Origin of the sequence: Flectobacillus longus, from assembly GCF_030056705.1 — a bacterium.
Lineage (GTDB): Bacteria > Bacteroidota > Bacteroidia > Cytophagales > Spirosomataceae > Flectobacillus > Flectobacillus longus.
Genome location: NZ_JASHIC010000002.1, coordinates 1 through 21,740, shown reverse-complemented (window position 1 = coordinate 21,740; position 21,740 = coordinate 1). Strand labels below are relative to the sequence as shown.

The 21,740-nt window shown below is 38.8% G+C and carries 11 protein-coding genes; 3 read left to right on the top strand and 8 right to left on the bottom strand.

The genetic code is table 11. The features are described from left to right. Positions 1–188: 188 nt before the first annotated feature. Positions 189–731 (bottom strand): hypothetical protein, encoded by a 543-nt coding sequence (locus QM491_RS01535; RefSeq protein ID WP_283325499.1) that lies wholly within the window; start codon positions 729–731, stop codon positions 189–191. A 307-nt stretch (positions 732–1,038) separates the two neighbouring features. On the opposite strand from QM491_RS01535, the gene QM491_RS01530 reads away from it, so the two are divergent. Then, complete coding sequence (locus QM491_RS01530) at positions 1,039–2,061, top strand: LuxE/PaaK family acyltransferase (protein WP_283325498.1); 1,023 nt, start codon at positions 1,039–1,041, stop codon at positions 2,059–2,061. Between the two features lie 186 nt (positions 2,062–2,247). Here QM491_RS01530 and QM491_RS01525 read toward each other — a convergent pair whose 3' ends face one another. Both QM491_RS01525 and QM491_RS01520 read right to left on the bottom strand, forming a co-directional pair. Next, on the bottom strand, positions 2,248–2,658 hold the full coding sequence (locus QM491_RS01525) for a molybdenum cofactor biosynthesis protein MoaE (protein ID WP_283325497.1): 411 nt from the start codon (positions 2,656–2,658) through the stop codon (positions 2,248–2,250). A 35-nt stretch (positions 2,659–2,693) separates the two neighbouring features. Further along, entirely contained in the window at positions 2,694–3,197 is a 504-nt protein-coding gene (locus QM491_RS01520; RefSeq protein WP_283325496.1) for a dihydrofolate reductase, read from the bottom strand. Between the two features lie 180 nt (positions 3,198–3,377). On the opposite strand from QM491_RS01520, the gene QM491_RS01515 reads away from it, so the two are divergent. Next, a complete protein-coding gene (locus QM491_RS01515) occupies positions 3,378–4,508 on the top strand; it encodes a carbon-nitrogen hydrolase family protein (RefSeq protein WP_283325495.1) in 1,131 nt (376 codons plus the stop codon). A gap of 312 nt (positions 4,509–4,820) precedes the next feature. On the opposite strand, the gene carB is transcribed toward QM491_RS01515, so the two are convergent. The 3 genes from carB to QM491_RS01500 all read right to left on the bottom strand — a co-directional run bounded on the left by carB (position 4,821) and on the right by QM491_RS01500 (position 10,951). Further along, positions 4,821–7,646 carry a carbamoyl-phosphate synthase large subunit gene (gene carB / locus QM491_RS01510; RefSeq protein ID WP_283325494.1) on the bottom strand — a complete coding sequence of 942 codons (2,826 nt, stop codon included), beginning with the start codon at positions 7,644–7,646 and terminating at the stop codon, positions 4,821–4,823. Positions 7,647–7,977: 331 nt separating this feature from the next. Next, on the bottom strand, positions 7,978–9,009 hold the full coding sequence (locus QM491_RS01505) for a M28 family peptidase (protein WP_283325493.1): 1,032 nt from the start codon (positions 9,007–9,009) through the stop codon (positions 7,978–7,980). Positions 9,010–9,352: 343 nt separating this feature from the next. Beyond that, positions 9,353–10,951: a M28 family peptidase gene (locus QM491_RS01500; RefSeq protein WP_283325492.1), complete on the bottom strand. Its 1,599-nt coding sequence runs from the start codon at positions 10,949–10,951 to the stop codon at positions 9,353–9,355. Positions 10,952–11,339: 388 nt separating this feature from the next. On the opposite strand from QM491_RS01500, the gene gcvP reads away from it, so the two are divergent. Beyond that, positions 11,340–14,222, top strand: a complete 2,883-nt coding sequence (gcvP, locus tag QM491_RS01495) for an aminomethyl-transferring glycine dehydrogenase (protein ID WP_283325491.1) — start codon at positions 11,340–11,342, stop codon at positions 14,220–14,222. Positions 14,223–14,488: 266 nt separating this feature from the next. Here gcvP and QM491_RS01490 read toward each other — a convergent pair whose 3' ends face one another. Continuing rightward, a complete protein-coding gene (locus tag QM491_RS01490; protein ID WP_283325490.1) occupies positions 14,489–16,264 on the bottom strand; it encodes a T9SS type B sorting domain-containing protein in 1,776 nt (591 codons plus the stop codon). Positions 16,265–16,640: 376 nt separating this feature from the next. Next, entirely contained in the window at positions 16,641–21,692 is a 5,052-nt protein-coding gene (locus tag QM491_RS01485; protein WP_283325489.1) for an Ig-like domain-containing protein, read from the bottom strand. Positions 21,693–21,740: the final 48 nt, after the last annotated feature.

Genomic DNA, 21,740 nt, shown 5'->3' with positions numbered 1-21,740 from the left:
GTGACTATAGAAAAATTAGTGCGCATAGTTGAGAAAAGAGTACGTTAAACTTATTCTTTAATTTACAAAAAATTGATAAAATTATAAAGCTATTCAAGATATACGCTAATTGATTCCATAAAAAAAGCTACCCTTTCAGGTAGCTTTTCTGTTTAAATAACGTGGCTTTTGCGGAGATATAGCACTTGCTAATTACCGAATAATACAATATCGTTCGACTGTACTACATTGCTTTTGTGAAGGGCACGGTCGGTAATCCAAATATCAAAACGGATGGTATCTTTTTTACCTGTTAGGTAAGGAATACCACTGAAGTTATTATAGTCAAAATTGATTGAAAAATCGATACTTCCTTCGATTGGACCAGGTTTATCTCCTTCCTTATAACGCTGAAAGTGATTCCCTCCTAATGGAAAGCTCGGAGTAGATTTAATATATGTACCTTTCTTTTTTACGTACAAATCCACATCAAAAGTACGTAGGTTGGGTTGAATCAATATTAGCTTTTTGTAATCATCTTGCGTAAGTCCCAAATCGCCATCGCCATCCTGAAAATTAATGGTCAAAATCAAAGAGTCACGCTTGGTGGTGTTACCCAAAAGGTCGGATGAAGTTTTGGTAAGAATACGTGCTGAATTGAAGCCGATGTACGGGATTACATCAAAAGTTGGCTCACTCACACAACCAAGCATTCCAAAAAGTCCTAGTAAGAAAAAAGTAATTTTTTTCATTGGGGCATAAGTTCTTTACAAGGTAAAAATCTATCAAACAGTTATCCGACTGTGTTTAAAAGTGTTTTTTATTATCAAAAAACGGTGGCATTCTTGGAACGAAAAAGCACTTGAAATGTTGTTCTTTCAAAACCAAACTTCTGTAAAGTTAATCATTTGAAGTAATTTTGCACGGAGAATTCCCAAAATCAACATTTTTGTCATCAAGCGCTAAGCAATAGACCGTTATAACTTTTCTTATTAAAAGTCTAATTTAGCTATTGCACCTTATGGACTAAAGCTCACAGCAAAGTTTTTTTATAATACCATGCAATCTTCAAACACTGACATATTAAAACAACGAGTGTTGTCTGTAGATGAATCAAACTTTGATTCACTTGCCCTTGAAATATTTCAATTTCAAGCTACAAACAATCCTGTTTATCGTCAATATATCGAGCAATTAGGAAAAAAAACTTCTGATATTACTTCAGTTAGTGACATTCCTTTTTTGCCAATTGAGTTTTTCAAATCCCAAACTATCACCACCAATCAAGTTGTTCCTAAAGTTGTATTTGAAAGTAGTGGAACCACAGGCTCACAAACCAGTCGTCATTATGTATATGACCCAGATTTTTATGTAAAGGTTGCAATACAGATATTCGAAAAATTTTATGGGTCTTTGGCAAATTTTCAAATTTTGGCCTTGCTTCCCTCCTATTTAGAGCGCAATAATTCATCGTTGGTCTATATGGTCAAGAGCTTTATTGAGCAAACTAATTCTCAATATTCTGGTTTTTTCCTAAACGATTACAAAGCTCTCATTGATAACCTCAAAAAAGCACACAAAGCCAATCCCAATCAAAAAATCCTGTTAATCGGAGTAACTTTTGGGCTTTTGGACTTAGCCGAATCAGGAGAAGATTTTAGCTTTTTGAAAGACTTTGAAGATGTTATTATCATGGAAACGGGCGGGATGAAAGGACGTAGAAAAGAGTTGTTGCGAGAAGAAGTTCATGAGATATTAACCGCTGCATTTGGCGTAAAAAGCATTCATTCAGAATATGGAATGACAGAATTATTATCGCAGGGATATTCTTATGGAGAAGGTATTTTTGAGCTTCCAGCATCGATGCGAGTGTTATTACGTGATGTAAATGACCCTTTCACTCTCGTAGATTCCAGTGTGCGTTCGGGAGGTATCAATGTAATCGACCTAGCAAATATCGACTCGTGTGCCTTTATCGAAACTAAAGACTTAGGAAGTTTTTTACCAGACAATCGCCGTTTCCGCATTCTAGGCAGATTCGATAATTCAGATATTAGAGGCTGTAATTTGATGACACTTTAGAGTGATGAGTTTTGAGTTAGGAGTGCGGAGGAAACATCTATTTCGGATATCGGATGTTGGGTTTCGGAAGTATAGCCCATTTTTTCGAATAATATTTTACAAAAATTGAGTTATTTTCAATATTTCCGAAATCAGAAATCCCAAATCCTCTGAAACTCCGCACTCTTAACTCAAAACTCATCACTCCTAAGCATGTGCTTCTAGCCATTCTTCGCCGTTGTCGTACACTTCTTTTTTCCAGATAGGTACAACTTGTTTTAGCGTATCGATGAGCCATTTGCAGGCTTCGAAAGATGCCGCACGATGAGGAGTTGCTACGGCTATTACCACCGCTACATCGCCAATTGAAAGTACCCCTTTGCGGTGAACCATGACAATTTTTTCAGTATTCCAGCGAGCTTGTGCTTCTTCTGCCAATTCCTGCATTTTTTTGACAGCCATTGAGTCATACGTTTCAAACTCTAATCGCACTACCGATTTGTCTTTGTTATGATTACGTACGGTTCCAATAAACACATCTACGGCTCCCGCACGCTCAGACTGAGCAGCATCAATACATTCTTGAATATTTATAGGAGAATCTGCAATAGCAATCATAGCTGTGTTATTTGTTATGAGAATATCAGTAAATCTTACGCTTCATTAGAGCGTTTTTCTAGGGTAACAAAATCAAAAGCATACGCATGCTTCTCGTCTGGGGAAAAAGACTTACGCTCAGTCTCTGCCCAAATATTTGTATCTAATTCAGGGAAAAAGGCATCTCCTTCAAACTCATGATGAACTTGGGTCAAATATACAGTGTCCGCCATATCCAATGCTAATGCGTAGATTTGAGCGCCACCGATAATAAAAGCCTCTTCATTTCCTATCTCTTTTGCCTTAGCAACAGCCTCGCCTAAAGAGCCTACCGTAATACAACCCTCAACATGATAGTCTGTATTACGTGAAATAATTATGGAGGTGCGATTAGGAAGTGGTTTGCCGATAGACTCAAATGTTTTACGACCCATGATAATCACATGACCAGTTGTAAGGCGTTTAAACATTTTGAGGTCTTCTGGCAAATGCCAAATTAATTGATTGTCTTTTCCAATTACACCTTTCTCGGCTGTAGCAACAATAATTGAGAGTTTCAAAGTTTTATTTCTTTAAAATGCTATTCTATATTTTTTGTAAAAATAAGCAATAAATGTTCTTCAAATGATAAGCCATCAAAGATTGTTCGTTTTCAGAAAGAAGAAACAGAGTTTTCTATTAGATATATTCTCTATAACTTTAGCTTCTCTAATTTGAGGCGTTCAATCGCTATTTTAACTATGAAAAAACTATTACTACTCATTCCTGTACTATTATTATTGGGGTATTTGATTTGGTCAAGTCTCGACCGACACGAGCTTGACTTACCAACCGATGCTCAATTTAGAGATTACCAAACGATTGGTCTTGATTCGGGTCGTGGAAATCTTATTGGAATTCAACCTTTTATGGTCACAGCAGACTATAGTTCGGAGAAGGCTTTTTATAAAAAAATAGATGGCTATTTCGCTCAACTTAAACAACGCAAATGGCTAAATAATAAAAGTATTGTTGTGCTTCCCGAATATTTGGGTACGTGGTTGGTAGCTGTCAATGAAAAGCATTCGGTATATACTTCGCCTTCAGCAGCAAAGGCATTACAAACGATGGCGCTTAGTAATTTGGGCGGTTATGCAAGTGCTTATTTGAGTGTGCCTGATTCTGTTAAAGCACATCCTAGATATGCTATTTTTAAGATGAAAGCAGAAGTAATGGCAAAAATTTATAGCAATGTTTTCAAGAAAATCGCCTCTACTTATCAGGTACATATTGTGGCGGGTTCTATTCTTTTGCCTAATCCAAAAGTAGAAAACAATGAGATAATCCCACAAGATGGACTCATGTATAATGTATCGGCTGTGTTTCAACCCAACGGGACTATTGCGGCTGAGTTAGTCAAAAAAAGCTTTCCTATTGCAGAAGAACAAGCATTTTTAGCTACTTCGCCTATACAAAACCTACCAAGTTTTGATACCCATGCGGGTAAGCTAGGAGTACTAATCTGTGCAGATTCATGGTTCCAGGATGGCTATCAAATTCTTAAGCAAAAGGGAGTAAAAATTTTAGCTGTACCTTCATTTTGTTCAATAAATTTTGGTTGGCAAATACCTTGGTCTGGCTACAGTGGTTGGCCAACACCAGCAAAAGCCAAAACTGATATTGGAGTTCTAACTGAAGGGCAAGCTTGGCAAAAATACGCTATAGCAGGAAAAGCATCTACAATTGGAGATATACAAGTAGGAATGAACGTATTTCTGAAAGGTCAACTATGGGATTTTGGGTTTGATGGTAGAACTACTACTACTTTTGGCACAAAATCACATACTGATAATCAAGAGCTTAGCTCATCCGTAACTTGTCTATGGCTTTAATATTATTTAATAAGTTTTATTTTACCGTATAAAAAATTGAAGAGAGAATAGTATTAAAATTCGATTTTTTATGTTAAGTTTATATGCTATTGCACTAATTGCTTGCCAAATGTTTGTTTTCTAAATCATCGCCAATCAGTTAGTATCAATAGCAAAATATAAGTTAACGATATTAATATAGGTATAGGCAAAAACGTCAATGGAAGTTTCTATTGACGTTTTTTTCGTTCTATGGATTTTATTATCAACATAAAAGGGCTTCGAGTGACTAGCACTCAAAGCCCTTTTTATCATTTATAATGAGTATTTTTCTTATTTAGAAAGATACAAATTTCTCTCACTATACACTTTGCGGAAGAACTCATCTTTCAATGAGTCGATAAAGTAGATAGCTTCACCTGTAGATTTCATTTCAGGTCCTAATTCCATATTTACATTCGGGAATTTGTTGAATGAGAATACTGGAATCTTGATTGCCCATCCATTTTTCTTAGGAGCAAAGTTGAAATCTTTCAATTTAGCACCTAGCATTACCTTAGTAGCATAGTTTACGTACGGCTCTTGGTATGCTTTACAGATAAATGGTACAGTACGAGAAGCACGAGGGTTAGCTTCGATAATGTACACCACTTCGTCTTTAACGGCAAACTGAATGTTAATCAAACCTTTTGTTTGAAGCGCTACAGCGATTTTTCTTGTATGCTCTTCGATTTGACGAATTACATTTTCAGATAAATCAAATGGAGGCAATACCGAGTGAGAGTCACCAGAGTGGATACCCGCAGGCTCGATGTGCTCCATGATACCGATAATGTAAACATCTTCGCCATCACAAATTGCATCAGCTTCAGCTTCAATGGCGTTCTCAAGGAAGTGGTCAAGCAAGATTTTGTTTCCTGGAATATCGCGTAAGATATCTACTACGTGTTGTTCCAATTCTTGCTCGTTGATTACAATCTTCATTGACTGACCACCCAATACATAAGATGGACGAACCAATAAAGGATAACCCAACTGACGACCTAATTCTACCGCATTGTCAGCATCTTCGCAAACACCAAATCTTGGATAAGGAATATCGTTTTCTTTCAACAAAGTAGAGAACGCACCACGGTCTTCTGCTAAGTCGAGCGCTTCGAAAGATGTACCAATAATTTTGATACCGTATTTCGATAATTTCTCAGCTAATTTAAGAGCTGTCTGACCACCCAACTGAACGATAACACCTTCTGGTTTTTCGTGTTGGATAATATCATAAACGTGCTCCCAGAATACTGGTTCGAAGTATAATTTATCAGCGATATCGAAGTCAGTCGAAACTGTTTCAGGGTTTGAGTTAATCATGATTGCCTCATAACCTGCTTCTTTTGCTGCCAAAATACCGTGAACACAAGAGTAGTCAAACTCGATACCTTGACCGATACGGTTTGGACCAGAACCCAATACAATTACTTTTTTCTTATCAGTCGCTACTGATTCATTATCAAGTGTTTCAGAACCTTGCGAGAACGATGAGTAGAAATAAGGAGTTTTTGCTTCGAACTCAGCCGCACAAGTATCTACGCATTTGTAAACACGTGTAATACCGTGGCTTGTACGCAAATCGTGTACTTCTGATTCTAAACAACGTAAAGCGTAAGCAATTTGACGGTCAGCAAATCCTTTGTGTTTTGCTTCCTCCAACAATGCTTTAGGAACAGACTGAAGTGTATATTTTTCTAGTTCATTTTCCACTCGTACTAAATCTTCAACTTGGTATAAGAACCATTTATCAATTTTAGTAGCGTTGCGGATAGTTTTGAACGAGATACCCATTTTGAAGGCATCGTAGATATGGAAAAGACGATTCCAAGATGGATTAGCCAATGACTTCATGATAGCATCTTGGTCACGCAAACCCTTTCCATCGGCACCCAAACCATTACGTTTGATTTCGAGTGATTGACAAGCTTTCTGCAATGCTTCTTGGAAGTTACGACCAATACCCATAGCCTCACCTACCGACTTCATTTGAAGACCCAAAGATTTGTCTGCACCGTGGAATTTATCAAAGTTCCAACGTGGCACTTTTACAATCACGTAGTCAAGCGCTGGTTCGAAGAACGCAGAAGTTGAACCTGTGATAGCATTCGTTAACTCGTCTAGGTTATAGCCAATCGCCATTTTAGCAGCGATTTTAGCAATCGGATAACCCGTTGCTTTAGAAGCTAGTGCCGAAGAGCGAGATACACGTGGGTTAATTTCGATAGCAATGATATCATCGTTATCTGGATTTAACGCAAACTGAACGTTACAACCACCCGCAAACTTACCAATAGCATTCATCATTTTGATGGCCATATCACGCATCTTTTGGTAGACAGTGTCTGGCAAAGTCATGGCTGGAGCTACTGTAATAGAGTCACCAGTGTGAATACCCATTGGGTCAAAGTTCTCGATAGAACAGATAATGATTACGTTGCCTAAGTTGTCACGCAACAACTCAAGTTCGTATTCTTTCCAGCCCATGATGGATTGTTCTACCAATACTTCATGCGTAGGCGAAGCGTGCAAACCTTTGTTAAGAGCAGCATCAAAATCTTTTGGCTCATTAACAAAACCACCACCAGTACCACCCAAGGTAAACGAAGGACGAATAACCAACGGGAAGCCTGTTTCCTGCGCAATTTCTTTACCCTCCAAGAAAGAACGAGCAGTACGACCTTTACAAACGCCAACACCAATTTCTAGCATTTTCAAACGGAACTTCTCGCGGTCTTCGGTAGTTTCAATCGCATTGATATCTACACCGATGATGCGTACTCCGTATTTTTCCCAGATACCTGCAGCGTCGCAATCGATAGCTAAATTTAATGCCGTCTGACCACCCATAGTTGGCAAAACGGCATCGACTTTGTGTTTCTCTAAGATTTCAATAATAGACTTTTTCTCAAGTGGCTTCAGATATACATGGTCTGCATTGAGAGGGTCTGTCATAATCGTGGCAGGATTCGAGTTAATCAAAATAACCTCGATTCCTTCTTCACGAAGTGAACGCGCTGCTTGCGAGCCAGAATAGTCAAATTCGCAAGCCTGACCGATGATAATTGGACCTGAACCGATAATGAGAACGGACTTGATGGATGTGTCTTTAGGCACGGCTGTACTTTATGTTAGTTTTGAAATAATACGTAAAATAAAAGTAATCAGTACTGATTTTCAGCAGTTTGCTATTGATGACTCAAAGCTTTTGAGGAATCTATTGAAAAATATGTTTCAAAGATTGTTATCATTAGCAACTACCTTATAGTCGAAGTGCAATTTTTGTAGTACATCCCTTGAATTACATAGCGGTAACAAAGGAAGGATATGCTCAAAAATTGCACAAAGGTAATAGATTGAGCCGAAAAACGAAGCCTAAAATTGTATTTATTTAATTTTTCAAAAACTTTCTACGAAAAATATTATTCTGTTTTTACCTTAAAAAACCCTAAAATTCGCCTCTAGCAATACGCCAAGCCAGAAAAAAGAATAGCTGGGCACGTTTTTGCAAAATGTCAAATTCAATTTTGTCTACATCGTCTGTTGCCTTGTGATAATCTTCATGTTCGCCATTGGTAAAAAAGATAATTGGGATATTATGCTTAGCAAAATTATAGTGATCTGAGCGATAATATAGCTGCAATGGGTGCATCTCCGAGCTATAAGCATAATCCAGCGACAAGTGGGTATAAGTATTGTTGGTATTTTTTAAAAGACTATCCAATTTTGGATTCATTTTATCTGAACCAATCACATAAACATAGTTGGGGTCTTTTTCTTCTTCATGATAATGATCGATACGCCCTACCATATCAATATTGAGATTACAAACTGTTTTTTCAAGTGGAATAATAGGGTGTTCTGTATAAAATTCAGAACCCAACAATCCCATTTCTTCTCCCGCTACGGTCATCAACAAAATACTTCTTGAAGGTTTGTATCCTGCTTTTTGCGCCTCCGCAAATGCGGTAGCCAATGCCAAAATAGTGGATGTACCTGAGCCATCATCATCAGCGCCATTGTACACCTTTCCTTGGTCTTTTCCTAAATGATCATAATGCGCAGTGATAACTACAACCTCATCTTTTCTGTCTGTTCCTTCGATAAACCCCAATACATTTTCAGAAGGAATTACACCACGACCTTTGATATGCTGTGTTTTGGTCGAATGAATAACACTGTATTGTTCTAAGAAATACTTTTTGATGTAAAATGGCTGAATAAAACTATTTCCTTTGAGGCTATCTTTCACAATTGGCTTTAACCCTTGACTCTCAAAGTGTTTGGCAATATACTGAGCCGCTTTTTTTTGTCCAGCAGTACCTGTACGCCGACCTGCTAATTCATCGGATGCAATGTAGTTTAAATGCTTTTTTAGTTCAGGTACAGAAATATACTGCGCAAATCGGAGAGCAGTACTGTCCTGAGCCTGTAAATAATGGGGTATCAATGTTAAACAGAAGAGTAATTTTTTTAACATAATCGTTTTTGGATAAATGGTACTTTTTAGTGAACAGGCGCAAGGGAGCAACACATCTAAGTATGAATTGTGAATGTAAATTTTAATTATCAATATTTTACACTCGAAATTGATTAAATATTATTTTGACTATAAGTTCTGGGCAAAAAATACACTACTATTTCATAAGAAATATTTGACCGAAAGCCCATAGCTGAAAGCTAAATCGTCAGAGTTAATTTTACCTTGTTACTTACTGCCCCATGTAGCACAAAGGCAGCCATTGAAGCTGCCTTTGTTGCTTGGACTTTATTTTTGCGTTTTAGCACTTGATTTGATAACTTCTCAAAACTCAGCACTCTTATTATGGTTTGTTTGAATCTACCACAATACGTTTATCACGATTTGCCAAATCCCAAGCCATATAGAACACTAGCTTCGCACGTTTTTCCATTTTATTGAATTCAATTTTTTCTACATCATCCGTCGGTTGGTGATAGTCGTCATGAACTCCGTTGAAGAAAAATGCTACAGGTATTTTATTTTTGGCAAAATTGTAATGGTCTGAACGATAGTAGAAACGGTTTGGATCGTTAGGGTCATTGTAACGGTAATCCAAATCCATTTTTGTGTACTTGTTATTGCTTGTCTCCATAATTTGGTGTAATTCTGAAGACAACTTATCAGAGCCAATCACATAGATATAATCACCTTTTCCCTCATGCTCTTTATCAGTACGACCTACCATGTCGATGTTGATGTCGCAAACCGTATTTTCCAAAGGTAACACAGGGTGTCTTACATAGAATTCAGAACCTAACAAGCCTTTTTCTTCACCTGTTACTGTCATAAACAACATGCTACGACGAGGGCGATGACCCGCTTTTGCTGCTTTTCCAAAAGCCTCAGATACTTCCAATACCGATACAGTTCCTGAACCATCATCATCAGCTCCATTGTAGATTTTACCATCATTTATACCAACGTGGTCGTAGTGAGAAGTTACTACAACGATTTCTTCTTTTTTGTCAGTACCTTCCAAGAAACCCAATACATTGTAGGTTTCGACAGGAGTAATAGTACGCTCGATACGTAAAGCACCTGTTTGTGGCGTCAAAGAGCCTGCAACCGTTTTTTTCGTTTCGGCAGCTTTTGCACGAAGCGCATCCAAATCACCAGCTTTAATGCCTAGCAAATCTGTCGCCATGGCATTGCTCACGTTCAATACGGCAAAATCCGCACCTTTAGGTTCACCATCTTCACGGAATCCCATACGGGCATTGCCAAAGCGCTTCATCATTACCTGGCGCTGTTTGATGGCTTTATCAAAATCTTCGTCCGAAGTTTTAGTAATCAAAATCATAGCTTTTGCTCCTTTTTCTTTAGCAATAGCCATTTTATCTTTCCAACTGTCGGCTTTACTCCATTTTGAAGCTTCGCTATTGCCCGAAAGCACATAAGTACCATCGGTATTGCGAGGTTCGCCATCGAATGCCACAATTACTTTGCCTTTGACATCCATAGTAGCGTAGTCACTCAAGCGAGATTCGTCGATACCATAGCCAACAAACACGAAATCTACTTTTTCTTCAGTGTTGATTGGAGCTGTATTGCTGGCAATAAAGTCTTGGAGATACACGTAAGTTTTGGTATTGGACTTAATATAAAATTCGCCCCAACCACGTTTTACTAAATCTACTAATTGAAAATGTGATTTGTCAGCACCTACAATTCCTTTCAATCCTAGAGATTCAAAATGATTGGCAATGTAATGAGCTGCCACTTTTTGTTCTGGCGAACCAGTATCTCTACCTTTTAGGCTATCAGAGGCGATAAATGTAAGATGTTTTTTAAGGTCGTCAGCCTTGATGGTATTGGCGTATTTGGCAATGACTTTATCCTGTGCCAAAGTAGCCGTTCCAGTCATAAGCAACAAGACTGCGGGTACTATCAGTTTTTTCATATAAAGGTATTTTGTTGAATGAATTTACGAAGATAATGAATTCTTGGTGTGGGACAAATGAGTGTTTATGAGGGTATAGATATGTCAAACACTTTCGACATAGAGTTATCTTGTTTTTTATTTTATTTTCTCACAAAAGTCAGAGAATTAGTAAACACTTACCTAAAACAGGATTTATCCAAGAATGATTGCTGCATTTTTTTTGAAATAATTTACTAGAACAATCTTCTAAAACAGTATGTTATCCATAAAAATCGCTCTAATTGGCACTGTCCGAGCCTTCTGGGTTCAATGTTAGGGATTTGTGAACAAGTGTTTGCTGTTTTGATAATAATTCTACTTAAATTTGCAGCGATTTCCGACAAAATACCATCAAATCACCCATTTAATGAAAATCAACTTTCAGTATCAGGAAAAATTTGAGACACGCCATAACAACTCAAATGTAGCAGACCGCAAGGCTATGCTAGAGGCAATTGGTGTTGATTCGATCGAAACACTCATCAACCAAACAGTACCTGCGGCAATTCGTTTGCCACAGGCATTAAATCTTCCAAAAGCAAAATCTGAAGCTCAATTTTTGAAAGATTTCAAGAAATTAGCTCAGTTGAATGATACCTACAAATCTCATATTGGGATGGGATATTACGATACAATTACGCCTTCTGTAATTTTACGTAACATTCTTGAAAACCCAGCTTGGTACACTGCTTATACTCCGTATCAAGCAGAAATTGCTCAAGGTCGTTTGGAGATGTTACTCAATTATCAAACCATGATAATTGATTTGACAGGAATGGAAATTGCCAATGCTTCGTTGCTTGACGAAGGTACGGCTGCTGCTGAAGCGATGACTATGCTTCATGGACAAAGAAAAGGCGCTAAGAAAAACGCTGAAACTATCTTTGTTTCTGAGCTTTGTCACCCTCAGACTATCGATGTATTGGTAACACGTGCTACTCCACTTGGCATCAAGGTGGTAGTTGGCGACCACCGTACTGTTGATCTTACTCAGGAAGATATTTACGCTGTATTTGTACAATATCCTGCTGGTGACGGTTCTGTTTTTGATTACACTGACTTTATTGCTTCTGCTCATGAGTTGGGTATTAATGTCATTGTTGCGGCAGATTTGCTTGCTTTGAGTTTGTTGAAATCTCCAGGCGAAATGGGTGCTGATGTTGTGGTTGGTTCTTCTCAAAGATTTGGTGTGCCTATGGGCTTTGGTGGTCCTCACGCAGCATTCTTTGCTACGAAAGAAGAATTTAAGCGTCATATTCCAGGTCGTATTATTGGGGTATCGGTAGATGCTCAAGGTAATCGTGCTTTGCGTATGGCTTTACAAACTCGTGAACAGCATATTCGTCGTGAAAAAGCTACTTCAAATATTTGTACTGCACAAGTATTGTTGTCGGTAATGGCGGCTGCGTATGCGGTTTATCACGGACCAGAAGGTATCAAGGCTATTGCAGAGAAAGTGCATGGCTTGACTAAATTGACAGCGTTGGCGCTTGAAGAATTAGGATATAAAGTAGAGACTGAATCATATTTTGATACTATCAAAGTATTTATCGACGAAGATGAGAAGCGTTTAAGAATGGAAGCGTTGGCTAATAGCATCAACTTCCGTTATTATGACGACTACCGTTACATCGGTATTTCTTTGGACGAAACTTGTACTTTGGAAGATGTAGAAACAATTATCTACGCTTTTGAAAAAATCGGCAAAAAAGAGGTAAAATTAGAAAGCTTATTCGACAAAGTTGATTTTGCTTTCCCTGCTTCTTTGAAACGTGAAAGTGCTTACTTGACACATGAGGTTTTCAATAGCTATCATTCAGAACATGAAATGTTGCGCTATTTGAAACAATTGGAAAACAAAGACCTTTCAATGGTTCACTCAATGATTTCGTTGGGTTCTTGTACCATGAAGTTGAACGCTACTACCGAAATGATTCCAGTAACTTGGCAAGAATTTGGTAACGTTCACCCATTTGCTCCAAAAAATCAGGTTGGTGGTTATTTGAAAATGATTGAAGAGCTAAACGCATGGTTGTCAGAAATCACAGGTTTTGCCCAAATGTCATTCCAACCAAACTCTGGTGCTCAAGGTGAATACGCAGGTTTGATGGTAATTCGTGCATACCATGAGTCAAGAGGTGATTTCAATCGTAATGTGGCATTGATTCCATCATCGGCACACGGTACAAACCCTGCATCCGCTGTAATGGCAGGTATGAAAGTGGTTGTAACGAAATGTGACGAAAATGGCAACATCGACGTTGCTGACTTGCGTGCCAAGGCTGAACAATATTCTGACAGTCTTTCTTGCTTGATGGTAACGTATCCATCTACTCACGGTGTATTCGAAGAGTCAATCAAAGAAATTTGTGCATTGATTCACGAGCATGGTGGTCAGGTATATATGGACGGAGCTAATATGAATGCGCAGGTAGGTCTTACGTCTCCTGCAACTATTGGCGCTGATGTTTGTCACCTTAACTTACACAAAACATTCTGTATTCCTCACGGTGGTGGTGGTCCTGGTATGGGTCCAATCGGTGTGGCTGCACACTTGGCTCCATTCTTGCCTTCGCACACTGTTGTGAAAGATGCAGGTGGTAAATTGGGTATCACAGCGGTTTCGGCTGCTCCTTACGGTTCGGCTAGTATTTTGACTATTCCTTATGCTTACATTGCATTGATGGGTGGCGATGGTTTGACAAGAGCTACAGAAACTGCGATTTTGAATGCTAACTATATCAAAGCTCGTTTGGAAGGACACTATCCTGTACTTTACACTGGTACACAAGGACGTTGTGCTCACGAAATGATTTTAGATTGTCGTCCATTCAAACTGTCGGCAGGTATTGAAGCAGAAGATATCGCAAAACGCTTGATGGATTATGGGTTCCATGCTCCTACTCTTTCGTTCCCTGTTGCTGGTACCTTAATGATTGAACCAACAGAATCAGAGTCTAAAGCAGAATTAGACCGTTTCTGTGATGCAATGATTGCTATTCGTGCAGAGATTGCAGAAATCGAAGCTGGTGCTGACAAGACTAATAACGTTTTGAAAAATGCACCACATACACAGCTTGTAGCATTGCAAGAAAACTGGGATAAACCATACTCTCGCGAGAAAGCGGTATTCCCATTAGCTTATGTAAAAGCTAATAAATTCTGGCCAAGTGTTTCAAGAATTGACTCAGCTTACGGTGACCGTAATTTGATTTGTGCTTGTATTCCAACAGAAGAATATGCTCAGTAGGTAAAAGAAGTTAATAGTGTATCCGTTCCTGGATTGTACTTATAATATTAACTTAATTTTACCCACAATAAGCATGAAGCTTTATGTTATAGGTTAAAAAAAGCGGTCGAAAATTAATTTTCGACCGCTTTTTTTTGATGTTATGATGCTAGATATAACTCGGTTTAAGACGCAAAGCATTGCATCTCTAAGGATAATATGCAACTTTAAAAATCACTCATTCACACAATCGCCACTCACTAAATTTGATAATGACTCTTATTGCATTATCTAAATATGGCCAATGTACCTTTGAGTTCTAGCTCAGGATGATCAGGAAACGGAATAATATGATAAGTATAGGTTCCCATCGGTAGAACACTCCCGTTATAAGTTCCATCAAAACCTTCGTAATTTCCGTAAGAATAGTAGGCTATCTCTCCCCAACGATTAAATACCCGTACTTCTGCATTAGGGTAAGCTGTTATGTTTGTTAATTCCCAAGTATCATTAAATCCATCGCCATTGGGTGTAAATACATCAGGAATCCAGATTTTTTCAAAAACTACGACATCTACCGATTTTTCATCACTACAAGTTGAACTGAAAGGGCTTTCTACTCTCAGAGTATAAGTCTGTGTTGCAGTAGGATTGGCTATTGGTGTTGGAATTCGTGGGTTGCTTAAAGCTATATTGGGCGTCCATGTATAAAGGTAAGTTGGATCGGTATAATTGCTTTGAAGCATTACACTTGATCCTTTCCACATAAACTCCATTCTTGCAAATTCAATTTTAGGAATTTCATGGATAACAACTTCTTGGCTTGCCGTTCCGTTAAGACAGCTCAGTGTTCCTCTTACTTCGTAATTTACAGTGTGTTTTCCTACGCCTAATTTGGCATAATCAAACTGTGTAGCATTAGTCCCATTGATAGTAAAAACTCCTCCAATAGGTGCTCCCTCTAGCATAACAGCAGGATAATTGAGTCCACAAACGGAGGGAATATTGGTGATTTTAGGTTGAACCTGATTGACAAATTTAGCTGTAAATAGTTTTTCTGCACTACACTCTCCATCCGAAACTACAACCTTATAATCACCATCGGTACTTATTGATAGCTTACTACCAATTTCAGAGAGCACGGTACTATTTTGAGACCATTCATAACTTACAAAACCTGTGGTAGCTTGTAAACTGGCAGGTTGACCATTACAAAAATCTGTACCCCCAGTGCTACTTGTAAGTGTTACTTGAGGGTCTTTTACGACAATATCAATTGCATCTTCTAGATTTGGACAACTATTGTTTTGTGGTAAAGAATAAAAAATTTGATGCGTTCCAACTTTGGCATCTTGTGGCGAAAAAAAGCCCATAGAGGTATTGGTAATACCTGGCCCTCTGAACGTACCTCCAGCATAATTTACCGAAAGATTAAACCCCGCTGTACTTACGCCACATACTGTTGGAACGGGCGTAATGACTGGTTGCTGTAAGGGAAAATAGGTAATAGTGTATGGCGCAGATGTCGTTGGGCAATTATTACTTCCAATCACAACAAGTTTGTATACACCCGCTTTGGTAGCTTTTAGAGTGGATGCATCAATATTTAAAGGCGATTCATCTATAAGCCAATTATAATGCGCATTAGGTACTACATTTGCATTAAGGTCTAATGAATTTCCTTTGCATATCTCTGTTACAGCTCTACTTGGCGTGATAAAAGAGGGTGGGGCTGTCAACAAAAGGACATTATACGGAGAGGTTTCTATATTTTGTTTTGTTGGTTTAAACTTTGCTTTCATCATGTATTTACCAGGAGTTCTCACATCGGCATACGCACCACCTGCAGTAACATAACTCGTCCAATCACCTTCCACTGTCCTGTATTGATACCATTTACAATCTTCATAATCATCTGGATTATCAATTGTTAATCTCACAAAGTCGTTAGGGCATACCCCTTCTGCACCTCCTTCTATCTTAATTTGCTGTGCAAATGAGGAAGAATAACTTAGGCATAATACAGCAAAAAGGGCAATATATCGGTAAATCTTTGAGGGCATATAAGTTAGTAATCGAAATTGTAGGAAATACTTTTTAATATGGGTTTTACGAAAATCTCAGGAATGAAGAGTTATTTCTTTGATACTGTTAAAGTAAATTTTCTATTAATCTTTTACCTAAAATTCTTTCCCAAAACTGCTTTTTAAGTATAATCCTGATTCTCAATAAGATTGACAAATTTACTGTAATTAACGTTGCAATACAATTGAATATTTTCTAGATACTCTTTTCCAAAAAAGAAACCCCTTCATCAATTGACAAAGGGGTTTGCTAATATGGGATAAGATAGAGTCTTCGCTCGCGATGAAAACTTCCGTTAATTAATTGGTCCCATTTCTTATTATCTTTTTAGAAAAGGCTTTTGCCTAATTCTACTTATCTCGCTGATTTTTGAATTGTAATTGGAACACATTCCTGAGGTCCGCAATCACAAGCTACTGGTTGAATTCTCACTACTTGATCTGTAAAACAACCGTTGGCATTGAATACTCGAATCGTGTAGGTTTTTGTTGCCGTTGGATTCGGGATATTAGCCATCAAAATACCATTGGTAGGAATAGCTGTTGCTGTCGCAAAGTTTTTCGTTCCTGTGTAAGTTGAAGCTTCAACAATGTCATATTTATCTCCAGTATTGAAACCTGTGATACGAATTGAGCCATTGTTTAGCGTGGTTGTTTTGTTACATTCTGAGTTAGTGACAATCGGAACAAAGCTTGGTTTTGCATAAACCATTACATCTGTTGTTGCCGTTGCTACACAACCATTGGCCGAAACAGTTACCATATAAATACCTTGTGACAAGGCACTCGCTCCTGATACTACTGGGTTTTGTGCTGTCGACGTAAATCCATTTGGACCAGCCCAGCTATACGAAGTACCACCACTTGCACCTAGTGTAATCGAAGAACCAGCACAAGCACTTACTGAAGTAGCCGTTGCATTTACAGTATTTTTAGTTACTGCTACCGTTGTAGTTGCTTCACAGTTTTTATCAGTAATCACTTTCACGGTGTAAGTTCCCTCTTGGGTAATCGATACCGTTTGAGATGTTGAGCTAAATCCGTTTGGACCTGTCCACAAGTAAGTTTGACCGCTAGTTACACCTGAATTAATGGTTAACTGTGTTGAAGCATCTGAGCAGAACGCTGTAGCACCTGTTACTACTGTAGCTGCTTTAGGGTTCTGAGTCACATTGAATACCTGAACAGATTTACATCCATTAGCTTCCGTAATATTCACCGTATAAGCTCCAGCAGTTGATACGCTAATTGAAGACGTAGTGGCTGAAGTATTCCAACTATAAGTAGCATTGGTAAATCCAGTAACTGCCAAAGTTGTTGTACTACCTTCACAGAATTCAATTGCTTTATTCGTTGTTGGAATAGGACTTACCGTAATACTTACTGTTGCGGTAGTTGTACAACCTGAATTGCCTTCTACAGTGACAGTGTATGTTCCAGAATTACTTACTGAGACATTCGAAAGAACAGGGTTCGTTGTTGTGACTGTAAAGCTTGCAGGTCCACTCCATGAGTAAGATTTTACTCCTGAACCAACGGTTGCATTTACATTCAAATTAACCGAACCACCCGAGCAAACCGATGTTGCACTTGCCGAAGCATTTACATTAAATGTTTCAGTTGTCAAAGTTACGGTTCCTGTCGCAGAACATCCATTATTTGTTACAACCACTTGATAATTTCCTGCTGTACTTACATTGATTGTTGCGGTATTTGCGGTAAATCCATTTGGACCAGTCCAAGCAAAAGTACCACTAGAGTTTGCTGTAAGCGCGACTTGACCACCTGGGCAAATTACTTTGTTTCCAGAAATAGTTACTATTGGATTTTCTTTTACTGTCAAACTTGCCGTTGCAGAACCTACACAACCTAATGAAGTAGTTCCTACTACAGTATAAACACCATTCATGGTGATAGCAGCATTATTTGAAATCAAGGCCTGAGCAGATGTTGAAGTAAATCCGTTTGGCCCTGTCCATGAATAAGTACTTGCACCTGTAGCTGTCAGTTGAGCAACCCCTCCTACACAAACCTCAACATTAGATACACTTATCGTTGCCGCAGGGTTCACTGTCACACTTGCAGTAGCTGTACCAATACAACCTATAGCATTCGTTCCTGTTACCGTGTAAATTCCTTGTGTATTTACGGATGGTGACACGCCTGTTGCCGTAAAGCCATTTGGTCCTGTCCATGAATAAGTACTTGCGCCAGTTACACTCAAATTCAAACTCTGTCCTTGACAAATAGTGCCGCCCGTAGCTGTCAGTACTGGTAAAGTATTTACTGTTACCTGAACTGTCGTTGATGCACTACAGATATTACCATCACTTACTACTACGGTGTAAGTTCCAGAATTCGCCGTTGTCGCACTTGCAATCGTTGGGTTTTGCTGTGTCGAAGTAAAGCTTGATGGGCCACTCCATGAGTAATTAGAACCTGAGCCATTAGCTTTCAATTCGATGGTTTGACCTTGACAAACTACTGTATTTACTAACGTTGCACTTACTGTTGGTAGAGCATTGACTACTACATTCACTGTCGCAGTTGTCGTTGCTGAACAAGCATTATTAGCTGTTACTGTCAAGGTATAAACTCCTGATTGAGCAGTTGTCACACCATTGATCGTTGGACTTTGACTTGTACTTGTAAAGCTTGCTGGACCACTCCATGAGTATTGTGATACCGTTGGCGTTCCTGTTACTACTGTCGTAAGTTTCACTGTTGAACCTGCACAGTATGTATTTTTATCAGTACTTACACTAATTTGTGCTGCTGGACAATTGACGCCCGCATCAACAGTCAAGTTCGATGTACCAGGAACTGTGATTGACACTACACCAGTTGTTCCTGTCAAATCAGCATCACTATCTTTTGTATCATCACCACCAGCGTCTTTCGTTGAAATCACATAGCCTGCTGGTAAAGTACTTGTCGAGAACACGACTTTGTAATCTCCTAAACCTAGATAATCAAATCCATAGATACCAGAAGAATTTGTCGTAGTCGTTGCTAAGATATTTCCTAAACCATCCGTTAAAGTAACCGTTACATTGTTTACTCCATTAAGTGGCGTTTCATTTTGGATACCATCTCTGTTGGTATCATACCATACTAAATCTCCAATTTTTGATGGTTTAAATAAACCAAAATCAACGGTTAAGTTAGAAGTATTGTCAGTATCACCATCGTTTACAGGCTCTGTATAAGGAACTAATGTAATTGCTTTAGTGATAATTTCAGCACCTACTAGTGTTCCATTATCATCATTATTTATATCATTGTCAGGATCTGGTGTGGCACTACCTTCATAAGGTCCTGTTGCGCTACCGTTTTTACCTGTTGATGAAATATAGCCTGCAGGTGCAATGATGCCTACGATATAATTATCTGGTTCAAGACCTGTAAATAGATAGTTACCTGTAGAAGTTGTTACCTGTGTTGCTATTGCTGCTCCGTCTGGAACATTATCGTTGTTTGCATCACGGTAAAGTTTTACCGTAACATTTGAAATACCTGATTCGCCAGCATCTTTAATACCGTTATTATTCAAATCATCCCATACCAAGTCGCCTAGTTTCAAACATTTGTCTAATGAAATACTGATGGTCGTTGCCGCAGTACATCCATTTGCATCTGTAACTGTCAAGGTATAAACACCTGCATAAGTTGGCGAAGAAATTGGAATAGTTGGATTTTGAATTGTAGAGCTATATCCCGAAGGACCAGACCACGAATATGAACCACCAATTCCGCCTCCATTACCGTACAAACTAATAGGAGCGCCTTGACAAATTATCGTTCCGCCTTCGCTACTAGCAGTGGCTGTTGGAACTGGATTAACAAATACGAATATTTCTGATGTTGCAGTACATCCAAAACTATCTGTCGCTTTTACATTATAGAATCCTTCATTTGCCTCTTGCGCACCCGAGATTGTTGGGTTTTGACTTGTACTAGCAAAGCTACTAGGACCACTCCATGTGTATGAAGCAATAGTTGCTCCACTTGCAGGAGTTCCATTTGCTTTCAATTCGATTGTTGAGTTATTACAAACTGTAGCATCAGTTACAGAAGCTGTTACTGTAGGTTTTGTTCTAACTACTACTTCAACTGTGGCAGAACCTGTACAACCTCCCGTTCCTGAAACGGTTACAGTATAGATACCATTCAAGCTAGTACTTGCATTTGTTAAAGAAGGAGTTGCCGAAGTTGATGAATACCCATTTGGTCCTTCCCACAAATATGAAGTTCCACCAGATGTTGATAAAGTAACTGTGCCTCCAATACAAACTGGAGAGTTAGTTGTTGCAACTGGTGCTGGTTTGCTGTTATAAATAACATCTACTGAGCGTCTTGCACCTGCAGGGGTCTCACAGCTTGTAGTAGTATTTTTACAAGAAACAAAATAAGTTGCATTTGCTGATACTGCTACTGTGTAGGTATTTCCAGAAGTCAACACTGTTGTTGAGCTTTGTGAACTATACCACACAGGCGTTAAACTTGCATCTCTACAATTTGCTGTAAGTGTTAAATTACCAGTACCACAAACAGAACCTCCTTGAACATCAGCAGAAGCTGGTGCATCAGGGATAAGATTCACAGTACCTACCACTGGAGTTCTTCCGCCAATAGCTACCTCACAAAGTGTAATGTTATTCTTACATGCCACATAATATGAAGTCGTTGCCGAAAGACTTGGACTATAGCTTGTACCTGTTGACAAGACTGTAGTCGATGTCTGGCTTGCATACCATTGTACCGTTTCTCCTGCTCCACAAGTAGCTCCTAAGGTCAATACGCCACTACCACATCTTGAGTTGTTTGTGACATTACTTGGACTTGGTGCTGGTGGTATTGGATTTACTGTCCCTACTACTGCTTGACGTGAGTTCGTTGCTGTTTCGCAAGTTGTTGTGTTGTCTTTACAACCTACATAATAAATCGTCGTGGCTGTAATGCTTGGTGCATAACTGGTACCTGTCGTCAATACACTTGTCGATGTTTGACTTGCATACCATTGTACCGTTTGTCCTGATGAACATACTGCACTTAAGTTTACTACTCCACTGCCACATACTGCTCCACCTTGTACACTTGATGAACTTGGTGCTGGTAGGTTTGGATTTACTGTTCCTATTACACTTTGACGGCTTCCTCCTGTCGTTTCACAAGTTGTCGTATTGTCTTTACAACCTACATAATAAGTTGTCGTTGCTGTCAAACTTGGACTGTAGCTTGTGCCTGTTGTCAACACACTTGTTGAATTTTGACTTGCATACCATTGTACTGTCTGACCTGTTGAGCATGTCGCCGTCAAGGTAACCACACCAGCCTCACATCTTGAGGCTCCTACTACATTATTAGCATTTGGTGCACTTGGAATTGGGTTAACCGTTCCTATCACTGCTTGACGGGTTCCTGTTGCTGTTTCACAATTTGTAGTGTTATCTCT